The organism is Halalkalibacter suaedae (assembly GCF_017939705.1).
Lineage (GTDB): Bacteria > Bacillota > Bacilli > Bacillales > Bacillaceae_D > Halalkalibacter > Halalkalibacter suaedae.
The window spans coordinates 187,606-204,174 of the sequence record NZ_JAGKSQ010000003.1 but is presented as its reverse complement, the minus strand read 5'-3'; the positions used below and the strand labels follow the sequence as shown (position 1 = coordinate 204,174).

26 protein-coding genes and 2 pseudogenes are annotated in these 16,569 nt (G+C 36.0%); 19 read left to right on the top strand and 9 right to left on the bottom strand.

Features of this window, described 5'->3' with window-relative positions; all coding sequences use genetic code 11:
• Positions 1 to 269: 269 nt before the first annotated feature.
• Positions 270 to 956, bottom strand: coding sequence for a polyphosphate kinase 2 family protein (locus J7W16_RS08465; protein WP_210596864.1), 687 nt, complete (start codon positions 954 to 956; stop codon positions 270 to 272).
• A 203-nt stretch (positions 957 to 1,159) separates the two neighbouring features.
• Here J7W16_RS08465 and asnB point away from each other — a divergent pair.
• Positions 1,160 to 2,383 (top strand): annotated as a pseudogene (asnB, locus tag J7W16_RS08460) (asparagine synthase (glutamine-hydrolyzing)); the annotation flags it as partial.
• On the opposite strand, the gene J7W16_RS08455 reads toward asnB, so the two are convergent.
• The 7 genes and pseudogenes from J7W16_RS08455 to J7W16_RS22420 all read right to left on the bottom strand — a co-directional run.
• Positions 2,374 to 3,762 (bottom strand): recombinase family protein, encoded by a 1,389-nt coding sequence (locus J7W16_RS08455; protein ID WP_210596863.1) that lies wholly within the window; start codon positions 3,760 to 3,762, stop codon positions 2,374 to 2,376. The pseudogene asnB and the gene J7W16_RS08455 overlap by 10 nt on opposite strands.
• A gap of 99 nt (positions 3,763 to 3,861) precedes the next feature.
• Entirely contained in the window at positions 3,862 to 4,224 is a 363-nt protein-coding gene (locus tag J7W16_RS08450; RefSeq protein WP_210596862.1) for a hypothetical protein, read from the bottom strand.
• A complete protein-coding gene (locus tag J7W16_RS08445; protein ID WP_246879942.1) occupies positions 4,202 to 4,807 on the bottom strand; it encodes an ImmA/IrrE family metallo-endopeptidase in 606 nt (201 codons plus the stop codon). Before J7W16_RS08445 ends, J7W16_RS08450 begins: the two co-directional genes overlap by 23 nt.
• Before the next feature lie 98 nt (positions 4,808 to 4,905).
• The gene (locus J7W16_RS08440; RefSeq protein WP_210596860.1) at positions 4,906 to 5,997 is read right to left on the bottom strand and encodes a hypothetical protein; all 1,092 of its coding nucleotides are present in this window, start codon (positions 5,995 to 5,997) and stop codon (positions 4,906 to 4,908) included.
• On the bottom strand, positions 5,987 to 6,619 hold the full coding sequence (locus J7W16_RS08435) for a hypothetical protein (RefSeq protein ID WP_210596859.1): 633 nt from the start codon (positions 6,617 to 6,619) through the stop codon (positions 5,987 to 5,989). The genes J7W16_RS08440 and J7W16_RS08435 overlap by 11 nt, the downstream gene beginning before the upstream one ends.
• Positions 6,620 to 6,638: 19 nt before the next feature.
• Positions 6,639 to 7,988 (bottom strand): hypothetical protein, encoded by a 1,350-nt coding sequence (locus tag J7W16_RS08430; RefSeq protein WP_210596858.1) that lies wholly within the window; start codon positions 7,986 to 7,988, stop codon positions 6,639 to 6,641.
• Positions 7,989 to 8,244: 256 nt separating this feature from the next.
• A pseudogene (locus J7W16_RS22420) lies at positions 8,245 to 8,437 on the bottom strand (helix-turn-helix domain-containing protein); the annotation flags it as partial.
• A gap of 132 nt (positions 8,438 to 8,569) precedes the next feature.
• Here J7W16_RS22420 and J7W16_RS08420 point away from each other — a divergent pair.
• The 16 genes from J7W16_RS08420 to J7W16_RS08350 all read left to right on the top strand — a co-directional run bounded on the left by J7W16_RS08420 (position 8,570) and on the right by J7W16_RS08350 (position 15,042).
• Positions 8,570 to 8,803, top strand: a complete 234-nt coding sequence (locus J7W16_RS08420) for a helix-turn-helix transcriptional regulator (RefSeq protein ID WP_210596856.1) — start codon at positions 8,570 to 8,572, stop codon at positions 8,801 to 8,803.
• Between the two features lie 14 nt (positions 8,804 to 8,817).
• Positions 8,818 to 8,973 (top strand): hypothetical protein, encoded by a 156-nt coding sequence (locus J7W16_RS08415; protein ID WP_210596855.1) that lies wholly within the window; start codon positions 8,818 to 8,820, stop codon positions 8,971 to 8,973.
• Positions 8,974 to 9,051: 78 nt separating this feature from the next.
• Entirely contained in the window at positions 9,052 to 9,213 is a 162-nt protein-coding gene (locus J7W16_RS08410; protein WP_210596854.1) for a hypothetical protein, read from the top strand.
• Between the two features lie 84 nt (positions 9,214 to 9,297).
• On the top strand, positions 9,298 to 9,828 hold the full coding sequence (locus J7W16_RS08405; RefSeq protein ID WP_210596853.1) for a helix-turn-helix domain-containing protein: 531 nt from the start codon (positions 9,298 to 9,300) through the stop codon (positions 9,826 to 9,828).
• The gene (locus J7W16_RS08400) at positions 9,828 to 10,139 is read left to right on the top strand and encodes a hypothetical protein (RefSeq protein WP_210596852.1); all 312 of its coding nucleotides are present in this window, start codon (positions 9,828 to 9,830) and stop codon (positions 10,137 to 10,139) included. Before J7W16_RS08405 ends, J7W16_RS08400 begins: the two co-directional genes overlap by 1 nt.
• A 17-nt stretch (positions 10,140 to 10,156) precedes the next feature.
• Positions 10,157 to 10,534, top strand: coding sequence for a hypothetical protein (locus J7W16_RS08395; RefSeq protein ID WP_210596851.1), 378 nt, complete (start codon positions 10,157 to 10,159; stop codon positions 10,532 to 10,534).
• A gap of 174 nt (positions 10,535 to 10,708) precedes the next feature.
• Complete coding sequence (locus J7W16_RS08390; RefSeq protein ID WP_210596850.1) at positions 10,709 to 11,068, top strand: zinc-finger domain-containing protein; 360 nt, start codon at positions 10,709 to 10,711, stop codon at positions 11,066 to 11,068.
• A gap of 60 nt (positions 11,069 to 11,128) precedes the next feature.
• Entirely contained in the window at positions 11,129 to 11,338 is a 210-nt protein-coding gene (locus tag J7W16_RS08385; RefSeq protein WP_210596849.1) for a hypothetical protein, read from the top strand.
• Positions 11,339 to 11,352: 14 nt separating this feature from the next.
• The gene (locus J7W16_RS08380) at positions 11,353 to 11,928 is read left to right on the top strand and encodes a Rha family transcriptional regulator (RefSeq protein ID WP_210596848.1); all 576 of its coding nucleotides are present in this window, start codon (positions 11,353 to 11,355) and stop codon (positions 11,926 to 11,928) included.
• Complete coding sequence (locus J7W16_RS21910; RefSeq protein WP_246879920.1) at positions 11,925 to 12,800, top strand: hypothetical protein; 876 nt, start codon at positions 11,925 to 11,927, stop codon at positions 12,798 to 12,800. The genes J7W16_RS08380 and J7W16_RS21910 overlap by 4 nt, the downstream gene beginning before the upstream one ends.
• Positions 12,721 to 13,617, top strand: coding sequence for an ATP-binding protein (locus J7W16_RS08375; protein ID WP_346726918.1), 897 nt, complete (start codon positions 12,721 to 12,723; stop codon positions 13,615 to 13,617). Before J7W16_RS21910 ends, J7W16_RS08375 begins: the two co-directional genes overlap by 80 nt.
• A gap of 11 nt (positions 13,618 to 13,628) precedes the next feature.
• Positions 13,629 to 13,820 (top strand): hypothetical protein, encoded by a 192-nt coding sequence (locus J7W16_RS08370; RefSeq protein WP_210596846.1) that lies wholly within the window; start codon positions 13,629 to 13,631, stop codon positions 13,818 to 13,820.
• Positions 13,789 to 13,968 (top strand): Fur-regulated basic protein FbpA, encoded by a 180-nt coding sequence (gene fbpA, locus J7W16_RS08365; RefSeq protein ID WP_210596845.1) that lies wholly within the window; start codon positions 13,789 to 13,791, stop codon positions 13,966 to 13,968. Before J7W16_RS08370 ends, fbpA begins: the two co-directional genes overlap by 32 nt.
• A gap of 146 nt (positions 13,969 to 14,114) precedes the next feature.
• Positions 14,115 to 14,615 (top strand): dUTP diphosphatase, encoded by a 501-nt coding sequence (locus J7W16_RS08360; protein ID WP_210596844.1) that lies wholly within the window; start codon positions 14,115 to 14,117, stop codon positions 14,613 to 14,615.
• The gene (locus J7W16_RS08355) at positions 14,615 to 14,770 is read left to right on the top strand and encodes a hypothetical protein (protein WP_210596843.1); all 156 of its coding nucleotides are present in this window, start codon (positions 14,615 to 14,617) and stop codon (positions 14,768 to 14,770) included. The genes J7W16_RS08360 and J7W16_RS08355 overlap by 1 nt, the downstream gene beginning before the upstream one ends.
• Before the next feature lie 74 nt (positions 14,771 to 14,844).
• Positions 14,845 to 15,042, top strand: coding sequence for a DUF3954 domain-containing protein (locus J7W16_RS08350; protein WP_419095822.1), 198 nt, complete (start codon positions 14,845 to 14,847; stop codon positions 15,040 to 15,042).
• A 77-nt stretch (positions 15,043 to 15,119) separates the two neighbouring features.
• Here J7W16_RS08350 and J7W16_RS08345 read toward each other — a convergent pair whose 3' ends face one another.
• The gene (locus tag J7W16_RS08345; RefSeq protein WP_210596842.1) at positions 15,120 to 15,578 is read right to left on the bottom strand and encodes a hypothetical protein; all 459 of its coding nucleotides are present in this window, start codon (positions 15,576 to 15,578) and stop codon (positions 15,120 to 15,122) included.
• Between the two features lie 270 nt (positions 15,579 to 15,848).
• Here J7W16_RS08345 and J7W16_RS08340 point away from each other — a divergent pair, with 270 nt between their 5' ends.
• Together J7W16_RS08340 and J7W16_RS08335 are read left to right on the top strand one after the other, a co-directional pair.
• Positions 15,849 to 15,998 carry a hypothetical protein gene (locus tag J7W16_RS08340; RefSeq protein ID WP_210597242.1) on the top strand — a complete coding sequence of 50 codons (150 nt, stop codon included), beginning with the start codon at positions 15,849 to 15,851 and terminating at the stop codon, positions 15,996 to 15,998.
• A 14-nt stretch (positions 15,999 to 16,012) separates the two neighbouring features.
• Complete coding sequence (locus J7W16_RS08335) at positions 16,013 to 16,495, top strand: sigma factor-like helix-turn-helix DNA-binding protein (RefSeq protein ID WP_210596841.1); 483 nt, start codon at positions 16,013 to 16,015, stop codon at positions 16,493 to 16,495.
• The last annotated feature ends 74 nt before the right edge of the window (positions 16,496 to 16,569 follow it).

Here is a 16,569-nt window from a genome sequence, read left to right as displayed (position 1 = left end):
AGTCTCACCGATAAAAGTAAGTTTATGTGTAAGAGGCAGGGACATAGCTAAAGTGGCTGACTGAAATACCGAAAGAAAGCAATTCCTTAGCGGATGAAATATACGTAGACTCCTGCGGGATGCAAAAGCCAGGGGTGAGACCCCGCAGTGCAAGGCACGAGGAGGCTCACCGGCTTCCCGCGGAAAGCGAAGTATATTTCAGTAGCGGCGTCTACAAGTCATCTAATTAGTCGGTAAAGACACTTTCGTCCACGTCTAAGAACATCAACCTACTTAAAGGTTGATGTTCTTTTTTTTATCTCATCATTAATTTTCTCAATAATCGACAGCCGTGCTTGCTGTTTATTGTTGGCATCAATTACATACCAAGGAGCGAATTCTGTATTGGTTTTTTCGAACATTTCATTAATCGCTTCTTCATAGTCATCCCATTTCTCACGATTTCGCCAGTCCTCATCTGTTAACTTCCAACTTTTAAAAGGATTATTTTCTCTTGCTTTAAAGCGATCATACTGCTCATCCTTTGAAATTTGTAGCCAGAATTTCATGATAATAGTTGGCTGTGCTGCCAGCATTTTTTCGAAATCATTAATCTCTTCATACGACCGTTGCCACTCATCCTCATCCGCAAATCCTTCTACTCGTTCAACTAGGACCCGACCGTACCAAGAGCGGTCAAAGATCGCCATTTGACCTTTTTCAGGTAGCTTTGACCAAAAACGATGTAAATAGTGATAACGAAGTTCGTGTTCATCTGGTGCAGCAATAGCGTGTACCTGGAATCCACGAGGGTCAAGGCGTTCCGTCACTCTACGAATCGATCCACCTTTGCCAGCAGCATCCCATCCTTCAAAAACAATAATTATGGGTACCTTTAGTTCATATAATTCATGTTGTAATCGTAATAAGGATAATTGGGCTTCTTTTAGTTTTTTTTTATAACTTTTTGAACTCATTGAAAGTCGCCTCCCTTCTATTAGTTATACCATCATTTGGATAATATTAAACAAGTCTGTAAATCACCATTTTGTTATGACTGAATAGGATATTTAATGGTTATATGTCCTAGCAGTAAATGAATACAGTAGAGAGTACGTCACAAGAAAGTGACATGATTTAAAAGGAAAAGTAGAAATTTCCCAAAAGGGGCTGATGATACGTGTGTGGAATTACAGGCTGGATTGATTGGCGTCAAGATTTACGAAATGAAGAACAACAAGTAAGGGAGATGGCAGAAACATTAAACCGCCGGGGACCAGATGATCTAAATGTTTGGACATCACCCCATGCTGCATTTGGTCATGCTCGTCTAGTAGTCGTTGATCCTGAGAATGGAATTCAACCGATGAGTCGTACTTATGATGGAAAGACATATACCATGGTTTATAACGGAGAATTATACAATACAGAGGATTTAAGAAAGGAACTTCTTGCCCGAGGTCATGATTTCAAAGGACATTCAGATACTGAAGTACTTCTTAAATCATACATCGAATGGGGCTATCAAAGTCTGGAGAAGTTAAATGGTATCTTTGCTTTTGCGATTTGGAATGATCAAGATCAAAGCTTGTTTATGGCGAGAGATCGACTCGGTGTGAAGCCATTGTTCTATACAGTCCGAAATGGGTGTCTGATGTTTGGTTCAGAATTAAAGGCCTTATTAGCCCATCGAAGTATTGATCCAGTTGTCAAAGCAGAGGGGCTAGCAGAAATCATGGGGCTAGCACCTTCAAGAACACCAGGAAATGGTGTATATGATGATATTCAAGAACTAAGACCCGCGCATGCACTGATTTACGATCGTAATGGTGCAAAGATTAGCCGGTATTGGACACTTAAAAGCAAAAAGCATACTGATAACGTAGATGAAACAGCTGCTCATATTCGTTATTTAATGGAAGATATAGTTGAAAGACAATTAGTTGCAGATGTTCCTGTTGGTATGTTTCTCTCTGGTGGGGTCGATTCAAGTGCATTAACAGCACTAGCTGCAAAGGTCTATGAGAAGCAGGGTAAAGGACAAATTCGAAGCTACTCAGTCGATTATGATGAAAATGATAAGTATTTCAAAGCAAATGATTTTCAACCAAATGAAGATGCCCCATGGGTAAAGGTTGTATCAGATGCGGTTGGAACTCAACATTTTAATAAGGTAATTTCAATTGATGAATTAGCTAATCGTCTAAAGGAAGCGGTCGACGTAAGGGATTTACCAGGAATGGCCGACATCGATTCATCTCTTCTTTGGTTCTGTCACGAAATAAAAAAGGACGTAACGGTAGGATTGTCTGGTGAATGTGCAGATGAAATTTTCGGTGGTTATCCTTGGTTTCATAAGCCTGAAGTCTTACAATACAAAAAGCAGGGTGAACCCTACTTGAGGAAATACTCAAGGTTAACGGGTGCATGCCTGCCTTTTTTTTCGCGTATATAGATAATCTTCTCAAAAAGACTCTCCAGTAATTCCTTCTTAATCATTAGGTCCGCCTTATGAAATTCTTCAACAATGCCAGTTAGATTCTTAATTTTATCATAACGCGATTCAGGGGATTCAAGTTCAATATCCATACCATCGATCTGCAACATGAGCTCTTGTTCTCTCTCGTTTAATTTCAACGTTCGCTTATACAAATCCTCTTTGCTAAAGGGACTATTTTCATCCATATAGAGGTCCAGCAGTTTATTCTTTTGATTTGTTACAGTTTCAAGTTCATCCTTTAATTCACGGAAGGCCTCTTCATTCTCTTTTGTATCAGAAACAAGCGAGAGGAAGTATTCTCTAGACGTAATCATTTTCTCTAATTCTTTTAGGATTAAATCAATGATTTTGTTCTCGCTAGCGGATCGATTACACTTCACACATCGATAATAAACCAATTGATCTCGTTTATCATAATTCCCATTCATCCCGTGTTCATTGCAATTACCACATTTGAGTAAACCAGTAAGAGCTAATTTACCTTTTCTAGAATCACTCAACTGTTTTGAACCCATTCGTTTCTGTACTTGATGAAACAAAACTTCACTGATAATAGGTGGGTGAGTGTTGTACCTCACCTTGTCGCCGTAACGAAAAACTCCTATGTACATATCATTTTTTAGAATTAAGCGTACAGAAGAGTCACCCCATTTTCCAGCTGTTCGTTGAGGTCCAATGCCACGTTCATTCAGTTTATCAGCTATGGCCCTATATCCATATCCATCAGCATAGAGCTGAAACATCCACCGAACGATCTCTGCTTCTTCTTCAATAATCTCACAGTTGAAATCAACATCAAAACGATAACCATATAACACTTGAGCTCCAGGCTTCTTTCCTTCATCAACCATTTGTTCAAGTCCGACTTTCACACGTTCAACTAGTTGCTCTCGTTCCCATTGGGCGAGTGCAGCAACTAAGGTAACAAATAAACGCCCCATAGCTGTGCTAGTGTCATAAACTTCTGTAGCAGAACGAAAGGCAACCGCATTATCCTCAAACTCTTTCAATAGCGTATAGAGATCAATAACAGAACGCGTTAAACGATCGAGCTTGTACACTAGAATAACGTTAAATTCCTTGTTTTTCATATCTTGAAGCATTTTCTGTAGTTGGGGACGTTTTATGTTCTTTGCACTCCAACCTTCTTCTTTATATTCATGTGTCACATTCCAACCTTGAGAGGTAGCGAAGGCCCGTAACCGTTCAATTTGAGCAGCGATTGAGAAACCTTCTTTGACCTGCTCTTCTGTTGATACACGTACGTAAATTGCACAAGACATATTATCAACCTCCATTGTCTATAAGTATGCGATAAGTAGAAAGGTTATGAGATAACGATAGCTTGTTACGTGTAACAATTAAATTCCTTGGAAGGTACATTATCTAGCGAAACGAAAGACAACATCATAAGCCAGTAACTCTTGAAGATCATCGACCATGACAGCGAAATAATCTGTCTCATAAATTGCATCGGGATCATGTTGCATTCTAGCAATATCTTTTTTTAGTTGCTCCACATCTAGATCAAACTGATGCTCATAGAAAGGACATTGTCTTAAAGCCCCCTGTGAAACAGAAACAACTTTTAATTCGTCGTGATAATCCTCTGGATAAAAACGTTCAAATGGTGATTGTAGGGTGTAAGAAGTAAGCTCTTGCTCTTCTTTCAGCATGTTTGGAAGTAAAACAGTTTTAGGATGCAATGCTCCGTCAATTTCATCAAAGTAAACGCGTAACGTCATAGCTCATTCGTTCCTCTCCAACTTGTTTTTTTAATTGATCTAATACAGTAATAGTAGATTCATAGACTTTTCCTTTTTGAAGCGTTCGATTAATTAAAATTTCTTCACGTTGCTTCAATTTCTTGTAGTGATCCCTGGTGGTATTTTGCTGGCGGATGATACGAATACGCTCCCTAATATGTACTTCAGGAAGCTGAAATGCATCTATAAGCTCTTGCAAAGAGTGAACGCTGTTCATGTATGGTTCAAACAAATAACGAGGCATAGAAGCATACAGAGCGAATGAAGATGCTTGTCTCTCTTGAAGGCGGACAAATTCCTTATTCGCTTGTCGTTGATCGTTGCAATGCTCGAAGAAATGAGCCATTTCATGGAAGAAATCATACCGAATATGTTCATAAGGTTGATTTTGATCCAAGTAAATTAGAGCCATGTCCTCATCGTAGATGCAGCGACTTCTTAAGTCGTAATACTCAACTTGAATGTTAAATAATAGCGCAAGATTTTCAATACTTAAGTCTGAGATGAAGTTAATATCATTTTCCTTATATAGTTTCTGTATCTTTTCTTCACGTAAAGGCATAAAACGCAATCACATCACCACCAAATGTTTGTTCTCTTTATTATAAGAATGTATGTTCGTATTGTAAAGAAAAAGAAACAGCCCAGATGTTGAGCTGTTTAATTGGTAATTTCTAATTCTATTGGTTTGTTTTCTTGGTTTAAAAAAATACCTTTATCCAGAATCTTACCTGTAATTTCAATTTTTCTTTCCATAGTGTAACAAAAATTACCTTCACTAAGTTTTGTTTTCTTTAGAAAAAACCTTGCAACAGGTTGGAATTGATCATTGTAAATAAATAACTCGCCATACGAATTGTTTGAGAGTAAACTTTTGTATAAATCCTTTTCAAAATTAGTTGTTATATTCGTTGTATAATCTTTTCCAATATTGTTATATTCAACAACATCTTCAAGTACTCCGTAACATTTAGCAACCACTTTTTGATTCTGATAAACTTTTATTAAGAATCTTAAGTTGTTGAGACCCAGTGGGAGTTCTATATTTAATTCGTAGGAGGGATTTTCAACAGGTGGATTTTGGTAAAATATTAATTTAGGGTAGTTAATTGAGAAAAACTCAGGTATGTCAATTTCTTGACTAATTAAAAAATCAACATCAGTTATTTTTTTGATACCAGGAAGGTTACCTTTCGAAAAGGGGTTTTTGTTAAATCTAATTTGATGGATTACGAGTCCAATTAAGAAAAATAAAAAGATTAATATTACCCAGAATACATAAATTCCAAAAACAAACATCGATGTAAGTGTCAGATCTAGCTCAAAAGATAACCTAAATTGAGTGTAAAAACCTACTACAACACCCCAAATAGTTGAAACAATTATACCTATTGCAATAAAGCTATAAAACAATCCATTTAAAATTCGGTCTTCTAAAGTGAGAGTGTCGTAGTTTATATATGCATTCTTTAGGTCTTTAATGTTAAAAGTATAGGGAAAATAAATTCTTTTTAAGGTGTTTGCCGCTACAACTAATTTATTTTCAAATATTAGAGCAATAAATAAGGAAGTAAATGAAATAAAACCAATAATCCCTGTAAACAACCAACTAAGTAATGTAGCATGTTCATTCAATTGCTGAATAAGTGTCTCATCCATAGGTGAATTATATGATACTCGGCTTAATACGAAAAATGGAATAATAAAAGAAGATAACAAAATCCCTATTGATAATACTTTCCTAAAATTCACTTAGCACCTCATTTAAGACTAATACAATTTCATCTATTTCAATCGTGTCAGGAAAGGATATAACTGAATTAATATCCATATAATAGTATGTCTTATTATACAAAAAAGTTAAATTAGCAATAAGATCAAGTTTATTATTTAAGTAAGTCTTGATATTTTCCGGTCCGAGTACATCAACTGGTAATTTTTTTATTAAGTCTTCATCGTAGGGAATAATTTCATTTTTAATATGAACACTAATCAGTTTTGCAAACCAATTAATGTTATTGTTATATTTATTTTTCCAAGTAGAAAATATATCAAGCTTAGTTAAAGAATTACCAAGTGAACTCTCTAGTTTTGTTTTCAAGAAATTAATATCGCTTTCTGAATTCCCAAAGAATATTATATTACTCGATTTTGTAAAGAACCAAGCTTTTAATGTTTTTGGTTTTTTGGTTATTATTTTATCTCTTATTTTTATTGAATCCAACCAAGTATACTCGATTTCTGTTATTTGGTTAGTGATAATCGTAAATCTATATTTGTCAAAAGAACCTGGAGTGAGATTACTCTCAAGTTGCTGTGTAGTTATATTCATATTGCTTCTATATAAAACACAATCTTTAACCCAAATAAGCATAGTCTCACCCCATAGTTAATTATTCTTTATCTTCAGGTATCTCTTTTTCAGATACTGAATCATCATCTTCATTTTCATTATCTGAATCATCCTCATCCAGATCAGAGAAATTACTTTCAAGAATTTCCTTTATTTTCTCCAAACCATCATCAATACCATTATAACCAGCAGCGTCAAGTATTATCTTGTTATTATATACAATGTCGTTAATTATTTCATAGAAATCGTCCTCAATATCTGTATTGCGAAGTAAATTAGATAAGTGACTATTTACTTTAACCATACTATCCTGAATAACTTGGAATACAAATTTATCACCTTCAGTATACTTATCGTAGATAGTCTCTAAAATTCTTTTAGTAGTGTCCATATCTTTAATACCTTCGATACACATTGCAATGTAGTGCTCTTGAATGAGTTCTAGAATCTCTTCTTTAAGATCAGTATCATCAATATCAACAATTACTATTTTCATTAAGTCTGAATCTTTTCCTTTTAATGAAAAAATGGCAGAAAAGTCTTGTTCTCCGTATGAAATACTTAGTTTGAAAGACGCTATTCCACTGCCCATAGTTATATATTGACAAGCTAACTGTGAAGATAGGATATCCCTACCATTTATAGTCACGTTTCTGATGCCCTCATTTTGGTGTACTTTTCCTTTAGTATCGAACTTAATCTCTTTAAACTTCGATTTTATACCATTTTGACTAAGTCTATTCTCAATAAAGTCTAAGAGTATTGCTGTTTTAAAATTTGCATTACCAATTTGGTAACTTTGACTAGCCTTTTCAATTATACGGTAGGCGGAAATGGGCCATTTTAATTTTTCGCTTACAAATCTACGTGTTACTTCATGAATTGCATCATTACCAGCATTAAAGGTGACTTTTTTCTTTTCTTTATCCAAACTAATGTTTATTTTATAAACGGCAGTTAAGCTGTTTCTGTCTAACACGCCGCCGTGTCGCCAATGAGCTTTATACTCTTTAATCCTAAGCTGAAGTGTGAAAAGGTCATCCCGGTCGACTGCTTCTTCAACAGATACACTGAAGTTTTCTAAAAAAGGATAATCTTTAATTGTGTTGTAATCCTTTTCATCAAGGCTATCTAAAAAAGTTATGCTGTTTATTTTGTAAGTGAATGCAGGTAAACCAATCTGCTTTGTCATAACTGCCATTTCAACAAAGTCCTCAATACTTTCGTCATTGATCAGATCAGCTAAGTTTAAGAAATCTGCTAAAAGTTCCTTTTTTATTCTTCTTTGCTTTTTAGTTGGTTCCCATGACTTATTCATTGTTTGGATAACTTCAATTACAGTTTCTTTATTAAGCCTTTCAAAAACCCGTCTTAAAATAGCTGATTTCATGTCAAAACTCCCCTTTTTCTTAATAGTAGTTTTATAGGAAATGGTAATCTGCAAAACTGGTGTCTAAATTTAGGCTATTCTTACAAAACAAGACACCCAAATAATAAACGAGTGTCTTGTTGTTATTTATCTTGTTGTTCAAACTTCTTCCGTAAATTCCTAAACTCCTCAAGCTGTCGCTCTAGGAACGCTTCTTCTTCTTCCGTAAGCGGATCATCCCCATGAGAAAAAGCAATATGTATTGGTTTCTTATCTTCACTTCTTCCAAGAAGGTAGTCAGTGGATACATCAAAGAATTCAGCTAGAGTTTTTAACGTTTCATAATCTGGTTGTCTCGATCCTTGTTCATAGTTAGAAAGCTTTCCTCTAGAGAAACCAAGCTTATCAGCTAGTTGATATTGACTTAATCCTCTTGCTTTTCGCAACTCAGAAATTTTTTCACCAAGCATAGACGCCACTCTCCTATAGTCACATTATAAAACAGAAACTAGCCGTTTCAAATTTAAGACACAAAAAGTTTCTGAAAGTTGTTGACAGAAACGAAATGTTTCTGTATATTAGGGTTATGAGGAGGAAACGAAATGTTTCTTCGAGAAGGAGGTAAAAAATTGGAAAGGAAAACCCTAGTGGATTTAAGAGGCACTGAATCTCGTCCTGAAGTAGCTAAAAAACTCTCAATCACCCCTCAAATGTTGGGAGCTATTGAGAGGGGTGATCGAACACCGTCGCTCACTTTAGCCAAGAAGATAGCTGATTATTATAAGAAAAGTGTAGATGAAATTTTTTTTGACAATAAAGAAACGAAATGTTTCTAGTTAGGGGTTATTAAATGAACATCACAGATCTACATCTATTCTCAGCTTATTATGCAAAAGTCATTGAGATTGCATTCAATCTTCAAGAGTTTGATTGTTCTAAAGATGAAGCAGTACAGCAGTTACTGGAGCTCGCTCATGACTTAAGTCCATATCCAATTCAACCCTAAGAAAGGAGGATAAAAATTAATATGGTTGTCCCACTACGTCCTTCGCATATATCTCCTAATAAGGAGGCGATTCGCAATATGAGCAAAGACACCATTGTTAATGCAGGTAGAAAACACCCAAGCCAAGAGGCTCTTGAACGGTTTGCAGCCACTTATAAACGTATGGTTAAGGAAAACCAAGAGCGAGAAGCCATGTTGGCACAAAGTCAGGCATCAGCAACAAGCGAAGACTCTCACTGAGTCTTGGCCTATAGGACGAGCTATTTATTATTAATTCTAGAATAAGCCTTGTCACAAAAAAACTGAATAATTGGTACAAAGGAGATGGTTACAATAAATGGTCAACTAATCGCAGAATCGCGAAAACGACAAGGCATCTCTCAAAACGAGCTAGCATCTAAAGTGCCGACATCTAGAGAAAGCATCGCAAAGTATGAGACAAATGCAAGAAAAACACCAAAAGAAATGCAACCTTTTCTTACTCAAGCATTAGATGATCCTCTATTTATTTTGAAGCAACAGGATGAGATTACTGGTGGAGTGACGATCCCATATTTAGATGGTGAATTAATTGATCATCATTATGCTTCATTAACCTTCTTAGCCATTAAAGAATTAAGGGAAGCGGAAACACACTTAGAGGATATAGATCTTAGTAAACCTGTAGCATTCATGAGATGTCATGAAGCCGATCATATACAAAGGACAATTCGTGAATTGCTTGATAGTGCAGCAGCCGCACAAACACTTGCCATTGATCTTATGAATAATTTTGATTTCTCGTATGTAGAAGAGATTAAACAATGGAAAGCTTCACTGATGGCAAGGGGTTACATACAAAGGAGGAACAAATAATGTCAGCAACAATTCCAAGCAGTTTATACCGTGATCGTTATTGGAGACCTGTTTTGCATCTTTTTAAAGAGCACCCAAAGTTAAACCAGTGTTTCACAACAAAGTTTTTCGATTTTTCGGATAACACAATTAAAGTCCAATCTTTACAACGAAATGCGGGTCCTTGGTCAAACTCTGAAAAAATCATGTTGAAATTAGCATTTCATTTATTTAATGAAAGATACAAATTCAACTTATCCGATCTAGATTATTTAGATGATTACAATAAGAAACTTGCGTTTGATGCAATGAAAATGCGTTTTACCAATTAAATAAAGGAGGAAATTTCATGAAAACAAAGCCACTTCAATCATTTAATCGTGCTGAAATTGCACTAGTTGCTGATTCGATGAGACGTTACATGTTCCAGGTTAGCAAGTTATCCGCTCGTATGATCTTGTCAGAGTACATCAAGGTGATCCAGAAGGGGAAAGACGTTGAATTAGATGGTATGGGAATGGAGTACATCTTTAGTTCTCTACAAGCTAAAGCAAATGAGATATCAGATCGTTTTGGTGATAAGAAGAAAGAAATATCAATGATTAGGCAGTTAGCTGAAGAGGTCAGGTCGAAACGAGTCTATTTTCAACAAAGTTTTTACTCAAACCCCATAAAAAAAGAAGCACCAACTGCTGGCACAGTTAGTACTTCAATCCTAATATATTAAATAGATAAATCTATTATAGTTCAAGAATGTTACAAAGGCAAGACCTCTAGTCAAGGTCTTGCCACCCTATTAATCGCAAAGAAGCTTTGCCGTGGAGATCATAACTCACTCTATGCCTCCGGTTTGTTGTTATGATTTCCACGGTGCAGCTTGCACAGGAAAGTAGGTGAAAAAATGAGAAAGCTAATTTTACATCAGATTGATGAAATCGAAAGAAAACACTGTCGATCTTGTGATCAAATGAAAGAAAGCTCCTATGGAAGACAAATGGAACGCATCTATCGAACAGTTTGCTCTAATTGTCCCTTTGGTCAAAGAATTTCTGAACTAGGTGAAATGTTGAGTCAATCAAATGTAACACCACACTGGTGGAATAAAGAAGAATCATTTTATGCGATTAATCACATTGAGGTTCTTGGACTAGAACGAGGTATTAGGCAAGTGGCAAGACGCTTAGGGCTTAAAGAATCTCAAGTGGAGTGTTTTTACTTCGATAAAACAGAAAAAGCGTACCACACCACAAAAGCGGTATAATACGCGACCCAAGCTTGATTATACCAAAACTTTCAGAAGACTCCAAGGTGGTGATTGTGTATGCAATTTAGAACAACATTACCAGCGTTCTATTACTCTCTTAATACGGAGCAATACGCAAGAGGATATATCAAAAAATACTTTCCTGAATTAACTTTTATTCGCATAGATGGCAAAGAGGCTGTCTGTGAGAAAAAGGATGAATATCCTGTTCCAGTAAGTAAGAACATCAGAAAGCCATTAGGGAAGAAGGCTGCATTGTTTAGTTGAAAGGAGCCAGAAAGATGATTCCAACTATAATTGAAAATCTTGTGTATGTCGATGAGAGTAAACCTGTCACGACATCATTAATGATTGCAAAAACCTTTGAGAAAGAGCATGGAAAAGTTCTTAGAGATATACGTTCATTAGAATGTTCGGAGAATTTCAAGTATGCCAATTTTGGAGAGTCCTCTTATGAAAATCAGCAAGGACGATCTATGCCGATGTTTATTGTTTCCTTTGACGGCTTCGCCATGCTAGCTATGGGTTATACAGGAAAGAAAGCTATTGAATTTAAAGAACTATACATCAATGAGTTTAATCGCACTAGGTTGATTTTGGCTAGTCGAAATGAAACGTTGCTATCAATAGAACAAAGGCAGTTGCAAAGTGCTATCCGATGCACGATCAATTCACTTTTTCCTAGCGTATCGACAAGAGCAAAAATGAAGTATTATTCATTGATTTACGGACAGTTGAAGAAAAAGTTTAATGTTTCATCTTATCGAGATATAACACGCTTAGATCTTCCAGAAGCAATCGCGTTTGTGGAAAAATGGGACAAGCCAGTTTTGGATAGTCGCAGGTGTATATCATGAAGAGTCACTACTTACTAGACGAATACCCTCTTCTTGTACTACCTTCTCTAGCAGTTTCGGTTGGATTAAATAAGGCCATCATCCTGCAACAAGCACATTACTGGTTACAGCGAAGTGAGAAGACAGATCAACGAGGAATGAGATGGTTTTACAAGACTCATGAAGATTGGCAAACAGAGTTACCTTTTTGGAGTATAAGCACAATTCGCAGAGCAATTAGTGAATTGGAAAAAGAAGAGTTGTTCCTAGTCGACAACTTTAACAAAAAGGGGTACGACAAAACAAAATGGTACACAATCAACTATTCTAAGTTACGAAAATCAGTGAACAGTCCATGTGTTCAAAATGAACAGTCCGTGTGTTCAGATCGAACAGATCGATATGGTCAAAATGAACAGATGGATGTGTTCAAAATGAACAGACCAATACCAGATATTACTACAGATAATACAACTACTACAGAAGATAACGTGGACAAGCTTGGAAATCGTTTTTTGGAGTTACGTGGGAAAGGACTTATTTTAAAAGCAAATGATTACCAAGCTATTGGACGTGTATTGAATGTGGTTCCGCTAGCAGAAGCCATAATTTTGCTAGAAGGATGTTTCTCAGACAGACCGAGTACAAATATTCACACTTTCAGCTACTGTGAGAAATACATTGTTGAACAGTATCAAGCTTTAATGGAACGACAGAAAGTGGTGGCTGAGGAGAAAGAGAGGGGAAGACATGATCAGCATTCAGGAAGTATTCAAGGAGCTTCTCAACGAACGTCCACAACTGGCAGATCGGATGCAACAGATCGAGGAAATGAGAGACAACGTCTTATCGGGGAAGACGGAGAGATTCCGGACACTGAATGCGACTTCTGATTGTCCTTTTACCACTTGTGATGGTTCGGGTTGGATTCATCGAGAAGATACACATTATCACTTTCTCCCGCCGGAAGAAAAAAGGAAGACCTTTCACATTCAATACCTTGAATGCGATTGTCATGAGGTTAGACAAGAAAAAAGAAAACTTGAACAAACCCTTAAGCAAGCACAAATACCAGAAAAGTTTCTTGATGCTGGCATTAAAAACTTTGATCTAACTAAGTACCAACTAGACGAATCGAGAAGTGCGGCTGCATATGCAAAAAGAATGGCCGCTAATTTTGTGGAAAAGTTTGAGAATATCAAAAGTACGGGAAAGGGAATTTATTTTTACAGCAGAAAAAAAGGTAGCGGTAAGACAAGACTCGCCATCTCAATCGGGAATGCATTATTAAAAAAACACGGTGTTGTTCCCTTGTACACATCTGCTACAAATATTTTTAGTGAGATACAGTCAACCTTTGAGTCAGATAAAAGCACAGTTCAAGTAAAGGAAGCTTTTATGAAGGCTAAAGTGTTAATCATTGATGATATGGGTGTCGAGAAGTCTAGCGGTAGCAAAAAGGGCTCAAGCAATTGGAACGAGAGAACGATGAATGACATCTTAGAATACAGGATGAACAACAATCTCATTACATTCTTTACAGCTAACCTTCCAATTAGCGAGCTAACTTCTCCTACTCTTTATCCAGAGGGACGAGTACAAAGCCGAGTCAATAAAATGGCCTACGAATTACATATGCCAGAAGAATCGGTTAGAGACCGTGAAGCTGAGGAGGAAAACTATCAATTTGAGCAATATTTACTTGAATAGGAGGGAAAGCTGTGTGCAGATTATGCCAGTATGATCGATGTGTAGATACAAAGGAAACACCATTCGGATTGATATATGTACCTTGTCAGGTACTTTCTAAGCAAGAATTAGAAAAGTTATATGAACCACGAAAACAGTTCCTTTTAAACCTTTTTGGAATGGAGGTTGACGATGAATATGAGCCAATTGCTAAAAGCATGTGAGCAGAAAAGGCAGCAATACATCAAAAAATTAAACAAACGAGGTATTACCCAGAGTGGAGAACAAATGTTGGATACGTTGACACTCTCAGAATTGATAGGCGTATGGAAATGGTCTGAAGCAGCGAAGAGGGAAAAGTTTCATGGTTAAATGTCCATTCTGTTCATCCACAGTAAAGATTTTGTTGGAAACTTCGTTAACAACTTTAGATCTAACTACTGGAGAGCCAATAAGCATAAAAATGTGCACAGATTGCGTAAAAGCAACTGTGGAATTACTTGAAAGGGAGAAAAAAGATGAACTTAAGAAAGTTATTTGAATTACAACGAGATCTTGATATCAGTATCGCTCTTGATAAGAATTTAGATCCATCAACTTTATTTACAGATAAATTAATTGGTTTATTGGTTGAAATTAGTGAGGCACTAAACGAATGGAAAGGGTTTAAGTATTGGAGACACAATACGATTCCTAATAAGGACGAGCTGTTAGAAGAATTGATTGACTCTTTTCACCTTACCTTATCACTTGGTATTGATATGAATTATGAGCAAAAAGCGATTGATTCAATTGAATTTCGTGATAATGATTTTGATCTAAATATAAAATCAACTGTTCTTGCACTGTTCCATCGCGTCAGTACATTTGGGTTAACAAGAAGCGTAGGTAATTACTTATATATGTTACAAACACTTGTTGATCTAATTCAGGATCTTGGTTTTGAGTGGGAAGAAGTAGAAGCTGCATATGAAAATAAAAATCGCATCAATCATCTTAGGCAAGTGGAGGGGTACTAATGAAAAGTCTTAAAATTATTGTGGGTATATTTGAACAAGTTAGTGGTTTGGTTGAGACGATCAAGGAAGTTAAGGAGGGTAACGGAGCAAAACATGTTGGTGGTAATTTGATTTCAAATAAAGCAAGTAAGAAGCTTTCTAAAATTTTTAAATAAAAAAGCCACCCTCTCGAGCAGGATGACCAATAAATATTCGCACATTTATTATATCACGCTCGGGAGGGAATGGCATGGTACAAAATGCAATTCTAGTTGACCTTGAAAAGATGACAGTGGAGATCGATGTTAGCACAAATCAAATACTTGTAGTAAAGGATGGACAAGTGATTCCTATTGCACCTCCAACAAGCGGATTTGGTAGTCAAGCAGCTATCTGGGTAAAAGGTAAAGTGGATCGGGTTGAAAGTTTGGAACAGAAGAAGATTTGAGGAAAAATGCGAATTAAGAAAGGGTGAATGTATTGAAATATTATGTACTTTAGAAACAGGCAGAATGATTGAAGTAATTATTCTTCACGAATTATTACAGAATCCAACCATTTTTGAAAACTATAAATCAAGATAGCGACAACTATGGTTAACAAATAAACACCGAGAGAATTAATGTTAATTAATTTATAGATGCCTAAATGTTCATACCATTTACTAATTCCAAAAGATAGAAGGGCATCGATTATAAGGTTAGTTAACATGAAGAACAGAAAACTATGATAGGTAAAATATAAAATTATAATGGTGCCTACAAGAAAAACTCCATAAACAAATGGTGTGATATTTGAAAGTAAAATTATATTTTCAGTTATCTCCCACCAACTAAATTTGTCCGCAATTTGGAAAATGAAAGTTAATAAAAGTGCACCAAACAGAGATGATGGGATAAAACTTTTAACAATATTTTTATTTAAGGGGATAAGCGCTAACCAAGGAATAATTAGTGTGGACCATAAAAGAAATTGATTGAACAAATATATCACCGCCCTAAAAGCTTGTTTAATTGTTATTTTATCCTTCTGGTAAAAATATATCCAAATTAATGCGTAGTTCGAGTAAATCTTTCATTAAAGGGAGGGTGTTTAGCAATTGATTCCTTATTGTGAAAAGGAAATACATTTTGGTGTTCCACTTTATTAATAAAATAATTGTCTGACCGAAAAACGGAGGACACAAACAGTTAACGACTTAATCGTTTTCTGTTTGTGTCCTCTTTTTTTATTTCTAAAAGGATGGTGTTAGGGATGGATAGCAAGAATTACAAAAACCAAATTAAACAAAATAATCCAAAGCCTATTAAAGAAAACCTTACTACTCGTGAAATTAAAGACATGATGGGAAGTAATAGACCTACTTATGGCCGTCATCGTGGTGCTGTGAGACAAAAAAATTAGGGAGGCGATTTAAGATGCAACTACTTATTCAGGAATACAAAGAATCATTGAGAAGAATAGAAAAAGCAAAACCTACAGCGACTGAAGAAGATAGAATTCATTTAGGAAGCATGGCAAGCGATTTAAGATATGCAATTGAATGGATGCAGAGTGGTCGTCGTCCTGGTCACAGAAGAGGAATCGAGAGAAGGGCAGCATATCAAAATGAGCAACCTCTAGATCCATTATTAATGCAATCCTTTGTTGCTGAGAGCAGCACAAGCCATACTGGAATATCTGAATACGAAAAGGAACGAATTGAGGATGCTCTTAGTATTCTAACAGGAAGAGAAAAAGAGGTTTACTTACTTGTTCGTGGTGAAGCGTATACCAGAACTGAAGCAGCTAGATTGCTAGGGATATGCAAAGGGACAATAAATAATATTATGAAAAGATGCGATGAAAAGATAAAAATTAAGAAATCAACTTCTCTTTTCTGTGCTCCACTAGCTAATTAGTGGAGTTTTTTATTTCTTTGTCGCCCGTTTGCCACCTCTATATGAAAGGAATTTTTTGAAAGGAGTGTGATGGT

Excerpts from the sequence above, each read along its gene's own strand:
- J7W16_RS21910 (WP_246879920.1), top strand. The coding sequence starts at position 11,925 with ATGAAGAGTCACTACTTACTAGACGAATACCCTCTTCTTGTACTACCT.
- J7W16_RS08435 (WP_210596859.1), bottom strand. The coding sequence starts at position 6,619 with ATGCTTATTTGGGTTAAAGATTGTGTTTTATATAGAAGCAATATGAAT.
- J7W16_RS08355 (WP_210596843.1), top strand. The coding sequence starts at position 14,615 with ATGAAAAGTCTTAAAATTATTGTGGGTATATTTGAACAAGTTAGTGGT.
- J7W16_RS08445 (WP_246879942.1), bottom strand. The coding sequence starts at position 4,807 with ATGCCTTTACGTGAAGAAAAGATACAGAAACTATATAAGGAAAATGAT.
- J7W16_RS08375 (WP_346726918.1), top strand. The coding sequence starts at position 12,721 with ATGCAACAGATCGAGGAAATGAGAGACAACGTCTTATCGGGGAAGACG.
- J7W16_RS08455 (WP_210596863.1), bottom strand. The coding sequence starts at position 3,762 with ATGTCTTGTGCAATTTACGTACGTGTATCAACAGAAGAGCAGGTCAAA.
- J7W16_RS08400 (WP_210596852.1), top strand. The coding sequence starts at position 9,828 with ATGTCAGCAACAATTCCAAGCAGTTTATACCGTGATCGTTATTGGAGA.
- J7W16_RS08395 (WP_210596851.1), top strand. The coding sequence starts at position 10,157 with ATGAAAACAAAGCCACTTCAATCATTTAATCGTGCTGAAATTGCACTA.
- J7W16_RS08430 (WP_210596858.1), bottom strand. The coding sequence starts at position 7,988 with ATGAAATCAGCTATTTTAAGACGGGTTTTTGAAAGGCTTAATAAAGAA.
- J7W16_RS08385 (WP_210596849.1), top strand. The coding sequence starts at position 11,129 with ATGCAATTTAGAACAACATTACCAGCGTTCTATTACTCTCTTAATACG.
- J7W16_RS08405 (WP_210596853.1), top strand. The coding sequence starts at position 9,298 with ATGGTTACAATAAATGGTCAACTAATCGCAGAATCGCGAAAACGACAA.
- J7W16_RS08380 (WP_210596848.1), top strand. The coding sequence starts at position 11,353 with ATGATTCCAACTATAATTGAAAATCTTGTGTATGTCGATGAGAGTAAA.
- J7W16_RS08360 (WP_210596844.1), top strand. The coding sequence starts at position 14,115 with ATGAACTTAAGAAAGTTATTTGAATTACAACGAGATCTTGATATCAGT.
- J7W16_RS08350 (WP_419095822.1), top strand. The coding sequence starts at position 14,845 with ATGGTACAAAATGCAATTCTAGTTGACCTTGAAAAGATGACAGTGGAG.
- J7W16_RS08450 (WP_210596862.1), bottom strand. The coding sequence starts at position 4,224 with ATGACGTTACGCGTTTACTTTGATGAAATTGACGGAGCATTGCATCCT.
- J7W16_RS08390 (WP_210596850.1), top strand. The coding sequence starts at position 10,709 with ATGAGAAAGCTAATTTTACATCAGATTGATGAAATCGAAAGAAAACAC.
- J7W16_RS08465 (WP_210596864.1), bottom strand. The coding sequence starts at position 956 with ATGAGTTCAAAAAGTTATAAAAAAAAACTAAAAGAAGCCCAATTATCC.
- J7W16_RS08340 (WP_210597242.1), top strand. The coding sequence starts at position 15,849 with ATGGATAGCAAGAATTACAAAAACCAAATTAAACAAAATAATCCAAAG.
- J7W16_RS08420 (WP_210596856.1), top strand. The coding sequence starts at position 8,570 with ATGTTTCTTCGAGAAGGAGGTAAAAAATTGGAAAGGAAAACCCTAGTG.
- fbpA (WP_210596845.1), top strand. The coding sequence starts at position 13,789 with ATGAATATGAGCCAATTGCTAAAAGCATGTGAGCAGAAAAGGCAGCAA.
- J7W16_RS08415 (WP_210596855.1), top strand. The coding sequence starts at position 8,818 with ATGAACATCACAGATCTACATCTATTCTCAGCTTATTATGCAAAAGTC.
- J7W16_RS08335 (WP_210596841.1), top strand. The coding sequence starts at position 16,013 with ATGCAACTACTTATTCAGGAATACAAAGAATCATTGAGAAGAATAGAA.
- J7W16_RS08410 (WP_210596854.1), top strand. The coding sequence starts at position 9,052 with ATGAGCAAAGACACCATTGTTAATGCAGGTAGAAAACACCCAAGCCAA.